20 protein-coding genes and 1 pseudogene are annotated in these 17,900 nt (G+C 65.1%); 20 read left to right on the top strand and 1 reads right to left on the bottom strand.

Annotated elements, in window-relative coordinates; translation table 11 throughout:
- Nucleotides 1–367, bottom strand: a pseudogene (locus NE547_RS17160) (hypothetical protein); the annotation flags it as partial.
- 115 nt (nt 368–482) lie between these two features.
- On the opposite strand from NE547_RS17160, the gene NE547_RS17155 reads away from it, so the two are divergent.
- The 20 genes from NE547_RS17155 to NE547_RS17060 all read left to right on the top strand — a co-directional run bounded on the left by NE547_RS17155 (nt 483) and on the right by NE547_RS17060 (nt 17,557).
- The gene (locus NE547_RS17155) at nt 483–1,388 is read left to right on the top strand and encodes a LysR family transcriptional regulator (protein WP_256176541.1); all 906 of its coding nucleotides are present in this window, start codon (nt 483–485) and stop codon (nt 1,386–1,388) included.
- A gap of 144 nt (nt 1,389–1,532) precedes the next feature.
- Entirely contained in the window at nt 1,533–1,757 is a 225-nt protein-coding gene (locus tag NE547_RS17150) for a hypothetical protein (protein ID WP_186908579.1), read from the top strand.
- Nucleotides 1,758–1,788: 31 nt separating this feature from the next.
- The gene (locus NE547_RS17145) at nt 1,789–3,387 is read left to right on the top strand and encodes an MBL fold metallo-hydrolase RNA specificity domain-containing protein (protein ID WP_256176540.1); all 1,599 of its coding nucleotides are present in this window, start codon (nt 1,789–1,791) and stop codon (nt 3,385–3,387) included.
- A 189-nt stretch (nt 3,388–3,576) separates the two neighbouring features.
- Entirely contained in the window at nt 3,577–4,668 is a 1,092-nt protein-coding gene (locus NE547_RS17140) for a 1-propanol dehydrogenase PduQ (protein ID WP_186908577.1), read from the top strand.
- 107 nt (nt 4,669–4,775) lie between these two features.
- Nucleotides 4,776–6,197: an ethanolamine ammonia-lyase reactivating factor EutA gene (gene eutA / locus NE547_RS17135; protein ID WP_256176539.1), complete on the top strand. Its 1,422-nt coding sequence runs from the start codon at nt 4,776–4,778 to the stop codon at nt 6,195–6,197.
- Between the two features lie 35 nt (nt 6,198–6,232).
- Entirely contained in the window at nt 6,233–7,597 is a 1,365-nt protein-coding gene (locus NE547_RS17130) for an ethanolamine ammonia-lyase subunit EutB (protein WP_256176538.1), read from the top strand.
- Between the two features lie 369 nt (nt 7,598–7,966).
- Nucleotides 7,967–8,851: an ethanolamine ammonia-lyase subunit EutC gene (gene eutC / locus NE547_RS17125; protein WP_186908574.1), complete on the top strand. Its 885-nt coding sequence runs from the start codon at nt 7,967–7,969 to the stop codon at nt 8,849–8,851.
- Between the two features lie 4 nt (nt 8,852–8,855).
- The gene (eutL, locus tag NE547_RS17120; RefSeq protein ID WP_186908573.1) at nt 8,856–9,509 is read left to right on the top strand and encodes an ethanolamine utilization microcompartment protein EutL; all 654 of its coding nucleotides are present in this window, start codon (nt 8,856–8,858) and stop codon (nt 9,507–9,509) included.
- Nucleotides 9,510–9,686: 177 nt separating this feature from the next.
- Nucleotides 9,687–11,150: an acetaldehyde dehydrogenase (acetylating) gene (locus tag NE547_RS17115; protein WP_186908572.1), complete on the top strand. Its 1,464-nt coding sequence runs from the start codon at nt 9,687–9,689 to the stop codon at nt 11,148–11,150.
- Nucleotides 11,151–11,518: 368 nt separating this feature from the next.
- On the top strand, nt 11,519–11,818 hold the full coding sequence (eutM, locus tag NE547_RS17110) for an ethanolamine utilization microcompartment protein EutM (RefSeq protein WP_186908603.1): 300 nt from the start codon (nt 11,519–11,521) through the stop codon (nt 11,816–11,818).
- Nucleotides 11,819–11,821: 3 nt separating this feature from the next.
- On the top strand, nt 11,822–12,580 hold the full coding sequence (locus NE547_RS17105) for an ATP-binding protein (RefSeq protein WP_256176537.1): 759 nt from the start codon (nt 11,822–11,824) through the stop codon (nt 12,578–12,580).
- 46 nt (nt 12,581–12,626) lie between these two features.
- Nucleotides 12,627–13,247: a phosphate propanoyltransferase gene (gene pduL, locus NE547_RS17100; protein ID WP_186908570.1), complete on the top strand. Its 621-nt coding sequence runs from the start codon at nt 12,627–12,629 to the stop codon at nt 13,245–13,247.
- 73 nt (nt 13,248–13,320) lie between these two features.
- Nucleotides 13,321–13,593 (top strand): hypothetical protein, encoded by a 273-nt coding sequence (locus tag NE547_RS17095; protein WP_186908569.1) that lies wholly within the window; start codon nt 13,321–13,323, stop codon nt 13,591–13,593.
- A complete protein-coding gene (locus NE547_RS17090) occupies nt 13,568–13,801 on the top strand; it encodes a EutN/CcmL family microcompartment protein (RefSeq protein ID WP_186908568.1) in 234 nt (77 codons plus the stop codon). The genes NE547_RS17095 and NE547_RS17090 overlap by 26 nt, the downstream gene beginning before the upstream one ends.
- A gap of 163 nt (nt 13,802–13,964) precedes the next feature.
- Nucleotides 13,965–15,059, top strand: a complete 1,095-nt coding sequence (gene eutH, locus NE547_RS17085) for an ethanolamine utilization protein EutH (protein ID WP_186908567.1) — start codon at nt 13,965–13,967, stop codon at nt 15,057–15,059.
- Nucleotides 15,052–15,477: a cupin domain-containing protein gene (locus NE547_RS17080; protein WP_186908566.1), complete on the top strand. Its 426-nt coding sequence runs from the start codon at nt 15,052–15,054 to the stop codon at nt 15,475–15,477. The genes eutH and NE547_RS17080 overlap by 8 nt, the downstream gene beginning before the upstream one ends.
- Before the next feature lie 24 nt (nt 15,478–15,501).
- Nucleotides 15,502–15,636, top strand: coding sequence for a hypothetical protein (locus NE547_RS17075; protein ID WP_256176536.1), 135 nt, complete (start codon nt 15,502–15,504; stop codon nt 15,634–15,636).
- 9 nt (nt 15,637–15,645) lie between these two features.
- Nucleotides 15,646–15,777, top strand: coding sequence for a hypothetical protein (locus tag NE547_RS17070; RefSeq protein ID WP_256176535.1), 132 nt, complete (start codon nt 15,646–15,648; stop codon nt 15,775–15,777).
- A gap of 152 nt (nt 15,778–15,929) precedes the next feature.
- Nucleotides 15,930–16,556, top strand: coding sequence for a single-stranded DNA-binding protein (locus NE547_RS17065; protein WP_256176534.1), 627 nt, complete (start codon nt 15,930–15,932; stop codon nt 16,554–16,556).
- A gap of 215 nt (nt 16,557–16,771) precedes the next feature.
- Entirely contained in the window at nt 16,772–17,557 is a 786-nt protein-coding gene (locus NE547_RS17060) for a polysaccharide deacetylase family protein (RefSeq protein ID WP_256176533.1), read from the top strand.
- Nucleotides 17,558–17,900 lie beyond the last annotated feature (343 nt).

Genomic DNA, 17,900 nt, shown 5'->3' with positions numbered 1-17,900 from the left:
AAATAAAGGTGAACAGGGTCAGGCAGACCAAAAACAGCACGGGGGAGTTCACGTGGCCGAACCAGATGTAGAGCAGGCCGGTGAGGACCAGGGTAAAGGTGCACAGGATGCGCACGCCGGTCTTCATAACCAGGCGGCCGAAGACGATGCCGCCCAGCACGCCGATGATGCCGGCGGGGGTGGCGAAGCCCAGCAGTACGTTGGGATCCCAGCCGTGCAGGGCGGCAAATGCTTCAGGGTAAACATTCAGGGCGTCCACCGAAAGTCCGGCCCAGAAATAGTAGAGCAGAAACGCATAAAGTATCATGCTCCAGCCCCAGGGGCCAAACTTGCTGTTGGTCAGTTGCTTGTTGGTCGGTTTGCCCATAATAATCCCTCCTGTTATTTGTATTGCTGGCGTAATCATATAAAAAAGAACGCTCGTTGTAAAATGAACTTTTACATGATATCATGCAGTAAATACATAGTACAGGAGGGGGCATATGCTGGAATTCGACGTAAGTCTGCTGCAGATCCAGGTATTTCTGGCCGTGGCGGAGCAGCACAGCTTTTCCAAGGCGGCGGAGCAGGTAAATCTGGAGCAGTCCACCGTCAGCCGCCGCATCGGCGTGCTGGAGCGGGAGCTGGGCGTGCGGCTGTTCCGCCGGGAGGAGCGCCCAGTGGGGCTGACCGAGGCGGGGGAGCTGCTCTACAGCCGCTGGCGGCCGCTCCTGGCCGCCTTTGAGCAGTCCGTCCAGGTGCTGGAGCGCTTCCGGACAACTGGGGCCAGCCGCCTGCGGGTATGCACGGTGGATTCCCTCAATGTGCTCAACGATATGCCGGAGGTGCGCAACGCACTGCTGCGCCGGCAGCCGGAGGCCGACCTGTCCTTTGAATACGCCTCGTTTTCTCAGTGGCGCTCCAAGCTGCTGCGGGACGAGGTGGACGTAGTGCTCACCATCGCGTTCGACGCGGGGGAGGCGGAGACGGAGCTGGAGCAGGAAGAAATCTGCACCTGTCCCAAGCTGGTATGTATGCTGCGCTCCAATCCGCTTGCCCGAAAGGAGCGGGTAACCTATGAGGACCTGCGGGGGCAGCGCTTTGTGGGTATACGGGAGCAGGAGACGCCCCGGTATGCGGCCTACGTGCGGGAGATCTGCCTGCGGCAAGGCGGCTTCACGCCGGATATCGCGGTGTGGACCTCCAACGCGCACGGACTGATCAGCGCGCTGCAGCGGGACGACGAGGTGCTGGTGTGCGACCGGTTCCTGCGGGACTATGCAAACCCGCTGCTGAGGGTTTTCCCCCTGCCGGACACATGGAGCGCTCTGTGCGCCGTCCGGCGGCGGGGAAACGCCAACCCCCTGCTGATGGCTTTTTTGGAGGAACTGCGCCGTTATTACCGCTGAAGGCGCCGGGCCGGCCCGTCCGTTTGGATCCGAAAGCCTGCCGCCGGGGGCACGCGCCCAGCCTGCATCTGCCGTCGCCGGGCGGCGGGGGGGTCCCGCCAGCCGCCTGAGGCGCATAAAATAGGCGCAGAGGTGATTGAGGGCATGGAAAACCGCATTCTGGCCCGCCTGCGCCGGAGTATGGGCGTGGAGCCCTGTGGAGCCGACCCGGCGTGGCTGTTGACGCTGCTGACCCTGCTGCCGGTCAATACCTATACCCTGGAGGAGTGGAACCAAGCGCTGTCCCAGGTGTTCGGGCGGCAGATCTGCTGCCCCTCCTACCGGATGCTGGACAGGTATTTACACCGAGCGGTTTTGGATGTAAAATAAAGTCGAAGCGAAAAAACAAGGAGGTGCTTTGTTGAAACTGACCTTTTTCGGCGCGGCCAGGGCGGTCACCGGCAGCTGCCACTGCGTGGAGTGCGGCGGGAAGAAGATCCTGGTGGACTGCGGCTTGCAGCAGGGCAGGGACGAGCGGGACAACCGCCAGCTGGACTTCAGCGCCGGGTACATCGACGCGGTGGTGGTCACGCACGCGCACATCGACCACTCCGGCCGCATCCCTCTGCTGGTGAAACAGGGATTTCAAGGCAATATCTACTGCACCCGCCTGACCGGGCAGCTTTTGTCCATCATGCTGCGGGATTCGGCCCACATCCAGGAGAGCGACGCCCAGTGGACCAACCAAAAGGGCAGGCGGGCCGGCCGGGAGCCGGTGGAGCCCCTTTACACGGTGGCGGACGCAGAGGAAGCGGTGAAACGCATCGTCACCTGCGAGTACGATTCGGAGATCCAGATCGCCGACGGGGTGAAGGCCCGCTTCGTGGATGCCGGCCATCTGCTGGGTTCGGCCAGCGTGGAGATGTGGCTCACCGAGGGGAGCGAGACGCGGAAGATCGTCTTCTCCGGGGATATCGGAAACCGGGACCAGCCCATCATTCGGGATCCCCAGTACATCCGTCAGGCCGATTATGTGCTCACCGAGAGCACTTACGGCGACCGTCTCCACGATGTGAGCGAGCAGCCGGATTACACCGGCGACCTGGCCGCCATCATTGACGAGACGCTGAGCAAGGGCGGGAACGTGATCATCCCCTCGTTCGCCGTGGGGCGTACCCAGGAGCTGTTGTACTTTATGCGGGAGATGAAAGAGCAGGGAATGGTCAAAAGCGTCCCCAACTTCCAGGTCTATGTGGATTCCCCCCTGGCAGGAGAGGCCACGCGTATTTTTTCCGGCGACCTGCACGGCTATCTGGACGAGCAGGCCATCCAGGCGCTGAAAGGCGGGGCCCTGTTCCAGTTCCCGGGGCTGAACATCACCGAGAGCAGCGAGGAGTCCAAGGCGCTGAATCTGGACAAGTCGCCCAAGGTCATCATCTCGGCCTCCGGCATGTGCGACGCCGGGCGCATCCGCCACCATCTCAAGCACAACCTTTGGCGGGCGGAATGCGCCGTGGTCTTCGTGGGCTACCAGGCCGAGGGCAGCCTGGGCCGGCGGCTGTTGAACGGGGTTTCCTCCGTGAAGCTCTTTGGGGAGGAGATCGCCGTCCGGGCCCGGATCGTCAATTTCCACGGCCTGTCCTCTCACGCCGACCGGGACGGCCTGCTGCAGTGGATCGACCACTATCAGCCCAAGCCGCGCCAGGTCTTTGTGGTCCATGGAGACTGCGAAGTCACCGAGATCTATGCGGATACCCTGCGCCAGCGGGGCCTTCCCGCGCACGCGCCGGACTACGAAGAGGTCTACGATCTGCTGGAAAACCGCGTACTGGCCGCCGGCATCCCGCTGCCGCCCAAGTCCGCCGCCGCGGCCCCTGCGGCATCCCCGGCCTACCGGCGTCTGGAAGACATGGGCGCACAGCTCATGCAGGTCATCGCCCGCAACAAGGGCGGCGCCAACAAGGATCTGGGCAAGTTTGCCGACCAGCTGCGCGCCCTCATCGAGAAGTGGGACCGATAGGGCGGAAGCAGGCCGCATAAGCGTGCTGCAAAGCCGCCACACCAACCCCAAACGTGCAAAAAGCCGCCGGGAACTCCGACTCACGGAGTTCCCGGCGGCTTTTTGCAGCTGGTCCGGGCAAGTCATGCTGCATAATCATTTCATTCTCTGCCATACTAACCCCATCAAGGAAGAAGCAGGGGAAACGGCATGGAACGATTTCAACTGAAACCGACAATCTATTTTGGCCCGGACGCGCTGGCGGCGCTGGATGCGCTGGCGGGAAAGCGGGTGATGGTCATCACGGACGCGTTCTTATCCAGCTCCGGACTGCTGGACCGGGTGACCGCCCGCCTGACCGGCTGCACGGTGGAACGGTTCACCGAGGTGGTTCCCGATCCCTCTTTGGCCCTGGTGGCGCGGGGGGCCCGGGCGCTGGCGGACTTCCGGCCGGAGGCGGTGGTGGCCTTCGGCGGCGGCTCGCCCATGGACTGCGCCAAAGCCATGGTGGAGTTCGGGAAAAAGCTGGAGGCGGGGCTGGCTCCTCTTTTTTACGCGGTGCCCACCACGGCGGGGACCGGATCGGAGGTGACCTCCTTCGCGGTGCTCACCGATACGGAGCGGGGGGTCAAGTATCCCCTGGTGGACGATGCCCTGCTGCCGGACGCGGCGGTATTGGACGCCTCGCTGCTGGCCGGCGTGCCTCCCGCCGTCACGGCGGACACGGGGATGGATGTGCTCACCCACGCCGCCGAGGCCTACGTGGCGAAACAGGCCAGCCCCTTCTCCGACGCGCTGGCGGAGCAGGCCTTCTCACTGGCCTATGAACACCTGAAGCCGGCTTATGAGACGGCGGGGGAGAGCCGGGCCAAGGAGAACATGCTGCTGGCCTCCTGCATGGCGGGGATGGCGTTCAACGCCGCCGGGCTGGGCCTTTGCCACGGTCTGGCGCACAGCCTGGGCGGGCGCTACCATGTGCCCCATGGGCGGCTCAACGCGCTGCTGCTGCCTCACGTCATCCAGTTCAACGCGGCGGACGCCGGAGCCGCCCGGCGGTATGCCCGGCTGGCCGGGCGCTGCGGCCTGGCCCAGAACCCCCGGGCGCTGGCCGCGGCACTCAACCGGCTGCGCGCCGCCCTGAAGCTGCCCGACCGGCTGAGCGCCTGCGGCGTGGAGGCGGGGCAGCTCCGGGGAGACATGGACGCGCTGGCCGAGGCCGCCCTGGCCGACCTTTGTACCCCCACAAACCCCAGAAGCGTCTCGGTGCTGGACGTGAAGGCGATCCTGAAGGAGCTGGTATAGCATGGCGGGGCAGTGTTTCCCGGCAGGCATTGCCGGCGGAGCCCCGCCTCCACCGGGCCGGCGGAGCCTGACCGGGCCTGCGGGGCCGCGGCGGCGGAGGTGCCCGGATGAGTGAGCAGCTTTTATCGGTCGGCATTGATATCGGCACCTCCACCACGCAGCTGGTCATCTCGCGGCTGGTCCTGGAAAACCGGGCCAATCCCTTTTCCGTGCCGCGGGTAGCCATCGCGGAGCGGGAGGTGCTCTACCGCAGCGACATCCACTTTACGCCCCTGAAATCGGAGACCGTGATCGACGCCGACGGGGTACGGCGCATTGTGGAAGAGGAGTACCGGAAGTCCGGCTTTGACAAGCGCCAGATCGGCACCGGCGCGGTCATCATCACCGGGGAGACCGCCCGGAAGGAAAACGCGCGGGAAGTGCTCGGCGCCCTGTCGGCCTTTGCCGGAGACTTTGTGGTGGCCACCGCCGGGCCGGACCTGGAGAGCATCCTGGCCGCCCGGGGCGCGGGCGCGGACGCCTACGCCCGGGAGCACCATACCGATGTGCTCAACTTCGATATCGGGGGCGGCACCTCCAACCTGGCGCTTTACTCCCATGGGGAGCTGGTGCGCACCGGATGCCTGGATGTGGGCGGACGGCTGATCAAGCTGGAGCGGGAGACGGGGCTGGTCACCTATGTCTCCCCGGTGCTGCGGAGGACGGGAGTGTGCCCGCCCCCCGCGGCAGGGGAACGGGCACACCCCGAAGCGCTGGCGCCGGTGGTGGAGTTTTTGACTCAGGCGCTGGAACAGGCGGCGGGACTGCGGCCGGGCCGGGATAAGCTGGACGCCCTTTTGACCGAGGGGACCCGGTGGGAGCCGCCGGACCGGCCGCCGGTGTGCTCCTTCTCCGGTGGGGTGGCCGACTGCATCTACACGCCCCAAGGGGACTGGCGCGCCTATGGCGATATCGGCGTGCTGCTGGGCCGGGCCATCCGGGAGTCGCCCCGGTTCCGCGGGGCACAGCTGCGCGCCGGCACCGAGACCATCCGGGCCACGGTAGTGGGGGCGGGCAGCCACTCCACGGAGCTCTCCGGCTCGACCATCTTCTATCGGAACGCGGTGTTCCCGCTGAAAAACCTGCCCATCCTGAAGCTTACCGAGGCGGAGGAACGGGGATCGGCCCAGGCGCTGGAGCAGGCCATCGGGGCCAAGCTGCGCTGGTTTGCCGATGAGGGCGGCCTGAGCCAGTTGGCCCTGGGCCTGCGGGGAGAGGAAAACCCCGGCTATTCCCGTGTGCGGGAGCTGGCCCAGGGCGTGGCACGGGGGCTGGAGCCCCTGCGGCGGGCGGGGTTTGCAAGCGTGGTCGTGGTAGAGCGGGACATGGCCAAGGTGCTGGGCCAGACCATGGCGCCCCTGCTGGAGGGACCTATTTTGTGCCTGGACGGCGTGGGGGTGGACAACGGCGACTACATCGACATCGGCGCGCCCGTCGCCAATGGAGCTGTATTGCCGGTGATCATTAAGACGTTGGTATTCAACAAGTAGGGCGGGGATGCCCCGCTGCAAGGGAGCGGATTTTTTTGATACTCAAAACAAAGCTGCTGGGCCATGTGTACCAGTTTCAGTCGGTCAAGGACGTCTTGGCCAAGGCGAACGAGGTCAAGTCGGGGGATTCCCTGTCGGGCATCGCCGCCGAGAGCGCCGAAGAACGGGTGGCGGCCAAGGTGGTGGTGGCGAACCTGACCCTGGCCGACCTGCGCAACCATCCCGCCGTCCCCTATGAGGAGGACGAGGTCACCCGTATCATCCAGGACGACGTGAACGAAACGATCTATGACGAAATCAAGAACTGGACGGTGGCCGAGCTGCGGGAGTGGCTGCTGGACGAGCACAACGACTCCGCCGCCATCCGGCGTCTCAGCCGGGGGCTTACCGCCGAGATGATCGCGGCGGCAGCCAAGCTTATGAGCAATATGGACCTGATTTACGCGGCTAGGAAGATCACCGTCACCGCCCACTGCAACACGACCATCGGGGAGCCGGGCACGCTGTCCTGCCGCCTTCAGCCCAACCATCCCACCGACGACCCGGACGGCATCATGGCAAGCCTGCTGGAGGGGCTGACCTACGGCGCGGGGGACGCGGTGCTGGGACTGAATCCGGTAGACGACAGTGTGGAGAGCGTGCGCCGGGTGCTGGACCGCTTCCATGAGATCCGGAACCGCTGGGCCATTCCCACGCAGATCTGCGTACTGGCCCACGTGACCACCCAGATGGAGGCGGTACGCCAGGGGGCGCCCTGCGATCTGATCTTTCAGTCCATCGCCGGCTCCCAGAAGGGAAACGAGGCCTTCGGCCTGGACGGCAAGCTGATTGAGGAGGCACGCCAGCTGGCGCTGCGCCAGGGCAATGCCGAGGGGCCCAATGTGATGTATTTCGAAACCGGGCAGGGCTCGGAGCTCTCCTCCGAGGCCCACCATGGGGCCGACCAGGTGGTTATGGAGGCCCGGTGCTACGGTTTTGCCAAGCGCTTTCAGCCCTATTTGGTCAACACGGTGGTGGGCTTTATCGGCCCGGAGTATCTTTACAACTCCAAGCAGGTCATCCGGGCGGGGCTGGAGGATCACTTCATGGGCAAGCTCACCGGCATCCCCATGGGGTGCGACGCCTGCTATACCAACCACATGAAGGCCGATCAGAGCGACATCGAGGACCTGGCCGTCCTGCTGACCACCGCCGGGTGCAACTATTTTATGGGCATCCCTCACGGGGACGACGTCATGCTCAACTACCAGACCACCGGGTTCCATGAGACGGCGGCCCTGCGGGAAATGTTCGGGCTGACCGCCATCAAGCCCTTCCAGCGCTGGCTGGAGCAGATGGGCTTTGTGGAGGACAACAAGCTCACGGCCCTGGCGGGGGATGCGTCGATTTTACTGGCCTGACGCGGCCGGCGGGAGAGGGCCTCTCCGGCCGGGCGGGCAAAAAAGCGGCGAAGCCGCCCTGTACGGGCCGGGCGGTATATTCTGCGGCGCACGGAAGGCGAATTGCCCCGAAGGGGCAGGCGAGGCAGTGGAAAAAGCGGCTTTGCCGCCGGTTCGAGGAAGCTGCACGAAGCGGTCGGCAAAAATTTCATGGGAAGCGTCCGTTCCGAGGGCGCAGCGTGCGGACATGCGCCAGCGGCGCCTGTATCACGCGGGCCGGGGCGGCCGTGCCGCCCCGGGGGAACCCGATGTCTCCCGGAACGGGCGGATCCTGATTTTATTCCGTCGTCTGCGGACGACAGAACTCTGCGAGGCGAAGGAGCAATCGATATGAACGAAAAAGAGGTACGCGCCCTGGTGGAGCGCATGATCGTGGAGCTGGCGGGCCAGGCGCCCACGCCCCAGGTGAAGGGAGCGGACTACCACCCCATGGAACGGGAGAGCACCGCCGGAGACGGCTGTCTGGACGACATCTCCGAGATCGATCTGCGGCGGCAGTATCTGGTCAAGGACCCCCGCAACGGCCCGGCATTTCTGGACCTGAAGCGGAAGACCCCCGCCCGCCTGGGGGTAGGCCGGGCGGGCGCCCGGTACAAGACCATCACCATGCTGCGCATGCGCGCAGACCATGCGGCCGCGCAGGATTCCGTGTTTTCCCACGTGGACGAGGCCTTTGTGGACCAAAACGGCTGGGTGTTTACCCAGACGCTGTGCGCCGACAAGGACGAATATCTGACCCGCCCCGACCGGGGCCGCCGGTTCGACGAGCAGAATCAGGCCATCATCCAAAAGACCTTTGGACGCAGCCCAAAGGTGGCCCTGGTGGTGGGGGACGGTTTGAGCTCCGCCGCCATTGAGGCCAACGCCGCCGACTGCATGCAGGCCATCCGGGCGGGCCTGGAGGCCTATGGCATTCCGCCCGGGCCGGTGCTCTTTGTCAAGTACTGCCGGGTGGGGGCCTGCGATCACATCGGAGATCTGACGGGGGCGGAGGTGGTGTGCATGCTGGTCGGAGAACGGCCCGGTCTGGTGACGGCGGAATCCATGTCCGCCTACGTGACCTATCAGCCCCACATCGGCATACCCGAGTCCAAGCGCACCGTGGTATCCAACATCCACCGGCAGGGCACCACCGCGGTGGAGGCCGGGGCCCACATTGCGGAATTGATTCACAGGATGCTGGAGAAGAAAGCCTCCGGCATTGATTTGAGGTGATGTTATGACAGGCGACCGGATCCCGGCCAAGGTATTGGCCACCCATACCATTGCAAACGTCAGCGAGACGCTGGCCCAGAAGCTGGGCCTGCCCCAGGAATACCGCTCCATCGGCATCCTTACCGCCGACAGCGACGATGTGACCTACTGCGCCCTGGACGAGGCCACCAAGGCCGCCGCTGTGGAGGTGGTCTACGGCCGCTCCCTCTATGCCGGAGCGGCCAATGCTTCCACCAAGCTGGCGGGAGAGGTCATCGGCATTCTGGCGGGGCCCAACCCGGCGGAGGTCCAGAGCGGGCTGAGATCCTGCGTGGACTTTATGGAGAGCGGCGTGGGCTTTGTCTCCGCCAACGAGGACGACTCCATCGTCTACTTCGCCCATACCGTCTCCCGGACAGGCAGTTATTTGTCCAAAACGGCGGGGGTAAAGGAGGGCGAGGCCCTGGCCTACCTGATCGCGCCCCCGCTGGAGGCGGTGGTGGGCCTGGATGAAGCGCTCAAGGCTTCCGACGTGGAGCTGGTAGCCCTTTTTGAGCCGCCCAGCGAGACCAACTTCGGCGGCGGTCTGCTGACCGGCACCCAGTCCGCCTGCAACGCGGCCGCCGCTGCGTTCGCCGAGGCGGTCAAGGCCGTGGCGGCCCGGCCGCGTGAGGTTTAGACGCGTCGCTTCTCGGCGCAAACGCGACGCGCCGTCCGGGGGAGAGCGCTTCCCTCCGGACGTGCACCTGCGGTGCGCCCCTCTCCGCGCTTTGAGGGGGCCGCCGCGGCTGGCATCGATTCCGCAAATGTCTGCAAAGGCGGCAAGCCGTCTCTGCAAGCCCAAGGAGGGAACGATTTGGACAAGGACCTGCAATCCATTCAGGAGGTGCGGGACCTGCTGGGACAGGCCCGGCAGGCGCAGCGCGCCCTGGAACGCATGACCCAGGAACAGCTGGACAAAATAACGAAGGCCATCTCCGCATCGGCGGCGGAGCAAGCCCGCAGACTGGCGGAGCTGGCGGTGGAGGAGACCGGCTTCGGTATCCCGGCGGACAAGGAGATCAAAAACCGCTTTGCCGCCCTCACCCTCTACGACGCCATCAAGGACGAGCGCACCCACGGCATCCTGGCCGAGGACCGGGAGAAACGCACCATCGACATCGGCGTACCGGTAGGGATCGTGGCGGGGCTGGTGCCCTCCACCAATCCCACCTCCACCGTCATTTATAAGGCCATGATCTGCTTGAAGGCGGGCAATCCGATCCTCTTTTCCCCGCACCCCAGCGCGGCGGGCTGCATCCTGGAGGCGGTGAACGTGGTGCGCCGGGCGGCGGAGAGCGCCGGCGCGCCGGCGGGAGCCATCGCCTGCATCACAAATCCTACCCTGGAGGCGACCCAGGCGCTGATGCGCCACGACGCGACCCGTCTGATCCTGGCCACCGGAGGCGGGGCCATGGTCAAGGCGGCCTACTCCTCCGGGACGCCCGCCATCGGCGTGGGCGCGGGCAATGGACCGGCCTATATTCACCGCAGCGCCGACGTGAGGCTGGCCGTCAAACGCATCCTGGATTCCAAGACCTTCGATAACGGCACCATCTGCGCCAGCGAGCAGTCCATCGTGGTCACCCGGGAGATGGAGGCGGCGGTGAGCGCCGAGCTGAAGGCCCAGGGGGCCTATCTCCTCTCGGATGAGGAGCACAGCCGGCTTTCCCGGTTCATCCTGCGCTCCAACGGCACCATGAACCCCGCCATCGTAGGCAAATCGGTGGAGACGGTGGCCAAGCTGGCGGGGCTGGACCGGGTGCCGCCCACGGCGCGGGTGCTGGTGGCCCGGGAGCGGGGCGTTGGCCGGGGCTATCCCTATTCCAACGAGAAGCTGGGCCTGATCCTGGCCTACTACGTGGAGAGCGACGAAGAGGCGGTGCTCCGCCGCTGCGTGGAGATCCTGGAGTGGGAGGGCGCGGGGCATACCTTTGCCATCCACGCCCAGGACGAGGACACCGTCAAGCGCTTTGCCCAGGAGGTGCCCGCCAGCCGGGTGCTGGTGAACACCCCGGCGTCCCTGGGCGGCGTGGGCGCCACCACCTGCCTGTTCCCGGCGCTGACCCTGGGATGCGGCGCGGTGGGCGGCTCCTCCAGCTCCAACAACATCGGGCCGCTGGACCTGATCAACATCAAGCGCGTGGCCTGGGGCGTGCGGGAGCTGGAAGATCTGCGGCAGGATCGCGCGCCGTACCAGCCGGGACGGCCGGAACAGGCCGTGGCCATGCCCGGCCTGGAGGAGCTGGTCCAGCAGATCCTGAGGAGGCTGAACGTATGAGCGAGGTCAACGCCGACGGCGTGCTGCTCAACCCCCATGAGGCCATTCTTCAGCAGGTACAGGCCCTGTCCAACACCCTGATGGCCGAAACGCCCCAGGGGATGGAGGACGACCAGGAGCATACCGTCTTCGCCGGAAACGGCGAGGCGGCCGGGACGGTGGGCGGCGCGCCCCATATCCCGCCCGAGACCGCCGCTCCGCCGGGCAGGCGCCGGGGGGCGGGGAGCGGCAGCTACGCCGCCGCCCGTCCGGACGCAGCAGGCCCAAAGACGGCGCGGCCCCGGAGCGCCAAAAAGGAGAGCCAAAGCGCCGCCCTTCCCAAGGAAGCGGCGGATGAAAAAAACAGGAATCACAGGAGGAACGAACGTATGGCAAACACGAATGCGCTGGGCATGGTGGAGACAAAGGGACTGGTGGGGGCCATCGAGGCCGCCGACGCCATGGTGAAGGCCGCCAACGTCCAGCTGGTGGGAAAGGAACAGGTGGGCGGCGGCCTGGTGACCGTTATGGTACGGGGCGACGTGGGGGCCGTCAAGGCCGCCACCGACGCGGGCGCCGCAGCCGCTGAGAAGGTTGGCGAGCTCATCTCCGTGCACGTCATCCCGCGGCCCCATGCCGAGGTGGATCACATCCTGCCCCATACCAAGGGCGAATCCGACGGACAGTAAGCCATGGCCCTGCTGACCGAAGAGGATGTGCGCCGCATGTCGGACAACGGCGCACGCGGGCCGGTGGTGGTCAATCGGGACCAGGTGCTCACACCCGGGGCGAAAGACTACCTGCGGGAGCACCGGGTGGAGGTCGTCTACCCCCAGGGAAGGCCCGAGGGCGCAGCAAAGCCGGGCTCCGGCGGCGCGGAAGCCCCGTCTGCGCCCCGATATCAGACGCTGTTCGGCGCGGCGCTGACCGAAAAGCCGGAGCATATGACCCATCTCAAGGGCAATCTCCTGGTCTTTAAGGACCACCCCCGCATCGCCTTCCGGGGCTGGATCGACGCGTTGGAGGCGGAGATCACCCTGGCCCAGCAGGCGGCCGCGGGGGAGGGCTGCCCCGCGCTGGCGGAGGAGCTGGAGGAGGTACTGGGGTTCGTACGGCGCTATATCCGCTTCGACGTGCTGGACGAGCCGGTCGGGAGCATCCGGCTGTGCGGCTATACGCCGGAGCAGCTGCGGGAGTATTCCCATTACCCGGAAAAGCACTTCGGCCAGCCCCATTTTATGATCCGCTACACCGACGGGCCCGCCCTTTTGGCCCTCAACAAACTGCGTACCGTGGTGCGGCAGACCGAGCTGGCCGCCTATGCCGCGTTCCGGGACCCGGATGGGAACGTGACGCGCAGCGACATGATCCTGGGCCTGAACCGGCTGTCCTCACTGATGTGGATCATGATGATCAAGTGGAAGGCCGGGCAATACCGGCGCCAATCCTGATGCGCGGCGCGCTGGGGCGCCGCGCCGTACAAGGCGGTGGACCAACATGACAACCAATGTACTTGCGATCGAACGCCTGGCGGAGGAGATCGTATCCCGGCTGACCATCGAGATCGAGGCCAGCGGACGGCATATCCACTTGTCACGGGGCGATCTGGAGGCCCTGTTCGGCGCGGGCTATCAGCTCAACCGGGTCAAGGATCTCTCTCAGCCGGGGCAGTACGCCTGCGCCGAGCGCTTGACCCTGGAGGGCCCCAAGGGAAAACTGGAGCGTGTGGTGATACTCGGGCCGGAACGGAGCGAGAGTCAGGCGGAGATCTCCCTGACCGACGCGGTGGCCCTGGGGATCACGCCCCCGGTGCGTCTCTCCGGGGATATCCAGGGTACTCCGGGCCTCACCGTGCGCCATGGGGAGCGGGTGATCCGCCTGGAGCGGGGCCTGATCGTGGCCAAGCGCCATATCCACATGACGCCTGAGGACGCCGGCCGTCTCGGCGTGGCGGACGGTCAGAACGTCCGGTTCCGGTGCTTCACCAACCGGCCTCTGGTCTTCGAACAGATGGAAGTGCGGGTGTCCCCCAAGTTTTCCACGGTGGTGCATATCGACTACGACGAGGCCAACGCCTGCGGCTTCCAGAAGGGCGACAGGGGGATGATTTTGCCGTGAGACGCGTTCCGACCGCCGCGGTGCCGGCCGCTCCCGCTTCCGCCGCCCCGGGCGGCCGGGGGATGAGGCTGCCGTGACGCTGGAGCAGAGAGGGGAGCGGTTGGTCATCACCAGCCTGCCCATCCAGGACATGGCCCTTCTGTCCCTGGGCATCCCGCTGGACGAGCCGGCGCGGCAGGTCCTGGGCGCGCTGCTGCGGGGGGAGCGGGTGGCGGTACTGGCCGAAGCGATGGAGTACAGGCAGTACAAGCGTACCGCCCCTATGGGCATCTACCAGAAATTCGTGGGCATGGAGCGCCAGATGAGGGAGATGGGCATCGGTGTTATTAGGACAAGTGGCGGGTAAGGTATGGGCCACCAAGAAATCCCCCGCCCTGACGGGACAGGCCCTGCTGACCGTAGCGGTGGACGGGGCGCTGCTGGTATGCGCGGACTGCGTGGGCGCGGGAGAGGGGGAGCGGGTCCTGGTGGCCACCGGGGGCGCGGCACGGGTGGCGGCGGGAGCGCATATCCCCATCGACGCCGCCATTGTGGGCATCATCGATGGGCCGTAGGGCAGAACGGAACCGTCCGTGCGCCCGCCGGTCCGGCAAACGGTCCCGCCCTGCCGCGCCGGTTTTTGCCCGGGCCGCCGGGATTGCCGCAGAAAACGGGTCTGTCTGAGCGGCGCCTTCGGGAAGCGCTTTTATGCCAAGCTATAAGAAAGGGGACATGTAAATGTCCGTCAATGAGATCATTGTATACCTGATGGTGGTCTTCATGGCCCTGGGCGCCATAGACCGTATCATCGGCAACCGCTTCGGGCTGGGGGAGAAGTTCGAGGAGGGCATCCTGGCCATGGGCTCCCTGGCCCTGTCCATGGTGGGTATCATCTGCCTGGCCCCGGTGCTGGCCCGTCTGCTGAGCCCTGTGGTGGTCCCGTTTTATCAGTTCTTGGGCGCGGACCCGGCCATGTTCGCGGGAACCATTCTGGCCAATGATATGGGCGGTGCGCCCCTGGCCCAGGAGCTGGCCCTCACCAAGCAGGCCGGACAGTTCGGCGGGCTGATCGTAGGCTCTATGCTGGGGCCCACCATCGTGTTCACCATCCCCGTGGGGCTGGGCATCATCCGCGCGGAGGACCGCAGGTATCTGGCTACCGGCGTGCTGGCGGGCGTGGTGGCCGTCCCGGTGGGCAGCTTTGTGGGCGGCCTGGTGGCGGGCTTCCCGGTGGGGATGGTGCTGCGCAACCTGATCCCCATCGTTCTCTTCGCGGCGCTCATCGCCCTGGGCCTCTGGCTGATCCCCAATGGAATGGTCAAGGGCTTTCAGGTTTTCGGCAAGATCATCGTCATCATCATCACCATCGGGCTGGCCGCCGCCATCATCCAGAAGCTCACCCCCCTCACCATTATCCCGGGCATGAACCCCATCGAAGAGGGCGTCGCCATCGTGGGCGATATCGCAGTGGTGCTGGCGGGCGCGTTTCCCCTGGTCTTCGTCATCACCAAGGTGTTTCAGAAGCCTCTGCTCAAGCTGGGGCGGCTGCTGGGTATGAACGATGTGGCGGCCGCCGGAATGGTGGCGACCCTGGCCAACAACATCCCCATGTTCGGTATGATGGCCGATATGGACAAGCGGGGCAAGGTCATCAATGTGGCCTTCGCCGTGTCCGCGGCTTTTGTCTTCGGAGACCATTTGGGCTTTACCGCCGGGTTTGATTCCACCATGATCTTTCCCATGATCGTGGGCAAGCTGGTGGGCGGCGTCGGCGGTGTGATCGTGGCCATGCTCCTCACAGGCAAGGACGGCCGGGAGGAACGGAATGGATAAAAATGCATTGGAGGCGCTGGTGCGCCAGGTGCTGCTGGAAAAGCTGGGCGGGGGCGCCCACGGCGTGCGTGCCGTCCGGGTACCCGACCTGCCGGTCTCTGAGGAGCATCGCATGGACACGGGAGACCCCCGCCACCGGGTCTATACCCGGGATCTGTTTTCCCTCCAGGAGAGCCCGCGCCTGGGGGCGGGCATCATGGAGATGACCGACACCACGTTCCCCTGGACCCTGCGCTACGACGAGATGGACTACGTGATCAGCGGAAGACTGGACGTGCTCATCGGCGGAGAACGCGTCAGCGCCGGTCCGGGCGAGGTGATCTATATCCCCAAGGACAGCTCCATCCAGTTTTCCGTCACGGGCCATGCCCGATTCCTGTACTTCGTCTACCCCGCCAACTGGCAGGAACAGGCGTAGCACAGCACAGAAAGGAAGCGCCCTATGCCAAAGGACAGCCAGCCCGACAACAAGACGGCACGAAGAAAGAAGTGCAACGGGCAGACCCCGCTGACCCGGGAGAACCAGAACCAGAATCCCAATGCAAAGAAGCAGTCGCTCCCCAATAACGATGTGTGAGGTGCCCCTATGGCAAAGCAAGGCATGAAGCGTCCCGAGCGCACCCATGAAAAGCCCCGGAACGAAGCGCCCCCCGTACCGGAGCTCCAGGGCAGGCCCAAAACCGCCAAGGAAAAGGCCAAGCCCATCACCGAGCGGTAAGCGTACGCACCGGGCGCCGCCCCCGTCACCCGCGTGAGACGCCGGGGATGGGGGCGGTTTTGTGCCGGGGAGGGGCCGGAGCGCGGCATAGCCGCGGACATGCCCGCATATACATGCCACAGTGAACGAAAAAGCAATACACAGGAGCGTGGATGGATATGCAAACTGGCTGGAATGAGAACCGGGCGCTGCTGCGGGGCGTGGCGGCGGCGGCGCCCACCCTTTCCCATGAGAATCACGGCGTGGCTTACGAGACCTTTCCGCTTTCGGTGCTGCGGCTCTCCGGCTCGGAGGACCGGGTAAACGTCATCGCGGCCCGGCCGCTGCTGGAGCAATGTCCCGTGGCGGCCGGCACACCGCTGGAGGTGGAGGGGGAAGTGCGCTCCTTCAACAACAAGAGCGGCCGGGGCAGCCGCCTGGTCATCACTCTGTATGCCCGCTCCCTGCGGAAGGGCGGGGGGGAGCCGGCCAACGATCTGGTGCTGGCGGGGACGCTGTGCAAGCCGCCGGTCTTCCGCCGTACCCCGCTGGGACGGGAGATCTGCGATTTGATGCTGGCGGTCAACCGCCGCTACGGCCGGGCGGACTATCTGCCCTGCATCGCCTGGGGCGGGCTGGCCCAGCGCTGCGCCGGGTTGGAGGTGGGGGACGGGGTGCGCCTTGCCGGACGGCTGCAGAGCCGCTCCTACACCAAGGTGGAGGACGGCGTCAGTCAGCAGCGGGTGGCCTACGAGGTGTCCGTGATGAAGCTGGAGCCGGTGGAGTTGGGGGATACATAGCCGGTAATCCCTGCCGGAGGGTTCCACGGACTTGTATGTCCGACCTGTTTCCGTTACAAGGAAGGAATTGGAGCACAGGGGGGAAACGATCATGAGACATGCGGGAAGAAGCATCCTGCTGGCCCTGGCGCTGTCCCGCCTTTCTGCCGCCGCATTCTTCTGAACCGGCCTTGTCTTTCATAAGATGGAGCAAACGAAGTTTAGGAGGTCCAGCTATGAAAGTGTTTCTGCTCCAGCGAAAGCGCCTGACCGCCCTGGCCTGCGCCCTGGCGGCGGCGGCCATGTTCTATGTGGTCAATTATCCTGCGGCGGTCAGCGCCTATGCCACCGACCGGCAACTGCCCATCTACTGCGTCCAGCGGGATCAGAAGATGCTATCCATCTCCTTTGACGCAGCCTGGGGCAATGAGGATACCCAGCAGCTTATCGACATCCTGGGCAAGTATAACGTCAAGGCAACGTTTTTTGTGGTAGGCTCGTGGGTGGATAAATACCCCGAATCGGTCAAGGCGCTCCATGATGCCGGGCACGAGGTGATGAACCACTCCAACGATCACGCCCATATGTCGCAGCTCTCCAAAGAGGAGATCATTGCCGATGTGGAGGCCTGCAACGACAAGATCGAGGCGGTGACCGGCGTGCGTCCCACCCTGATCCGGCCGCCTTATGGAGAGTATGACAATAACGTGATCACTGCGATCCGCTCCATCGGCATGGAGCCCATACAGTGGGATGTGGACAGCCTGGACTGGAAGGACCTTCCGGCGTCGGAGATCACGCAGCGGGTCACTTCCAAGGCCCAGCCGGGATCCATCGTGCTCTTTCACAACGCCGCCCTCCACACCCCGGAAGCCCTGCCCGGCATTCTTGAAAAGCTGCTCCAGGAGGGCTACACATTTGTTCCGATCTCCCAGATCATCCTGCCTGGAACCTACGGCAGCGACTATACCATCGACCATACCGGAAAGCAGATCCCGGCCATCGCAGCCCCGGCGCAATAAACTGGCGGGATTCCCGCAAGCGGGGCGGCCTGTTTCAAAACAGGCCGCCCGTTTCAGATTCTGCCCGGACGGGCTGAGCCGGAAAGAGAGGTACGCCCATCCGGGCGCGGCGCCGGTGGGCCGTCGATGAGCTTAGATGGGGATGCCTGTCCCCCGAGGGGCGGGAAACATCCCTTTTACCTTGTTTGTGCATTTAGAGTGCCATTCGTCAAAATAGGTCAGGTAGAATAAGTTTCGCAAAAAGACAAAGAGACATGGTTTGCAGATGTCTGGTAGAATGAAGTTGCGACACCACCATTCGAAAGGAGACAGCAAACCATGTCCGAAAAGATTGTACAGCTAA

Origin of the sequence: Flavonifractor sp. DFI.6.63 (genome assembly GCF_024462255.1) — a bacterium.
Lineage (GTDB): Bacteria > Bacillota > Clostridia > Oscillospirales > Oscillospiraceae > Lawsonibacter_A > Lawsonibacter_A hominis.
This window is presented reverse-complemented; position numbering and strand designations above follow the sequence as displayed.

Excerpts from the sequence above, each read along its gene's own strand:
- NE547_RS17150 (WP_186908579.1), top strand. The coding sequence starts at position 1,533 with ATGGAAAACCGCATTCTGGCCCGCCTGCGCCGGAGTATGGGCGTGGAG.
- NE547_RS17105 (WP_256176537.1), top strand. The coding sequence starts at position 11,822 with ATGGCCCTGCTGACCGAAGAGGATGTGCGCCGCATGTCGGACAACGGC.
- NE547_RS17080 (WP_186908566.1), top strand. The coding sequence starts at position 15,052 with ATGGATAAAAATGCATTGGAGGCGCTGGTGCGCCAGGTGCTGCTGGAA.
- NE547_RS17070 (WP_256176535.1), top strand. The coding sequence starts at position 15,646 with ATGGCAAAGCAAGGCATGAAGCGTCCCGAGCGCACCCATGAAAAGCCC.
- eutM (WP_186908603.1), top strand. The coding sequence starts at position 11,519 with ATGGCAAACACGAATGCGCTGGGCATGGTGGAGACAAAGGGACTGGTG.
- NE547_RS17060 (WP_256176533.1), top strand. The coding sequence starts at position 16,772 with ATGAAAGTGTTTCTGCTCCAGCGAAAGCGCCTGACCGCCCTGGCCTGC.
- NE547_RS17140 (WP_186908577.1), top strand. The coding sequence starts at position 3,577 with ATGGAACGATTTCAACTGAAACCGACAATCTATTTTGGCCCGGACGCG.
- NE547_RS17155 (WP_256176541.1), top strand. The coding sequence starts at position 483 with ATGCTGGAATTCGACGTAAGTCTGCTGCAGATCCAGGTATTTCTGGCC.
- eutL (WP_186908573.1), top strand. The coding sequence starts at position 8,856 with ATGACAGGCGACCGGATCCCGGCCAAGGTATTGGCCACCCATACCATT.
- NE547_RS17075 (WP_256176536.1), top strand. The coding sequence starts at position 15,502 with ATGCCAAAGGACAGCCAGCCCGACAACAAGACGGCACGAAGAAAGAAG.
- eutH (WP_186908567.1), top strand. The coding sequence starts at position 13,965 with ATGTCCGTCAATGAGATCATTGTATACCTGATGGTGGTCTTCATGGCC.
- eutC (WP_186908574.1), top strand. The coding sequence starts at position 7,967 with ATGAACGAAAAAGAGGTACGCGCCCTGGTGGAGCGCATGATCGTGGAG.
- pduL (WP_186908570.1), top strand. The coding sequence starts at position 12,627 with ATGACAACCAATGTACTTGCGATCGAACGCCTGGCGGAGGAGATCGTA.
- eutA (WP_256176539.1), top strand. The coding sequence starts at position 4,776 with ATGAGTGAGCAGCTTTTATCGGTCGGCATTGATATCGGCACCTCCACC.
- NE547_RS17065 (WP_256176534.1), top strand. The coding sequence starts at position 15,930 with ATGGATATGCAAACTGGCTGGAATGAGAACCGGGCGCTGCTGCGGGGC.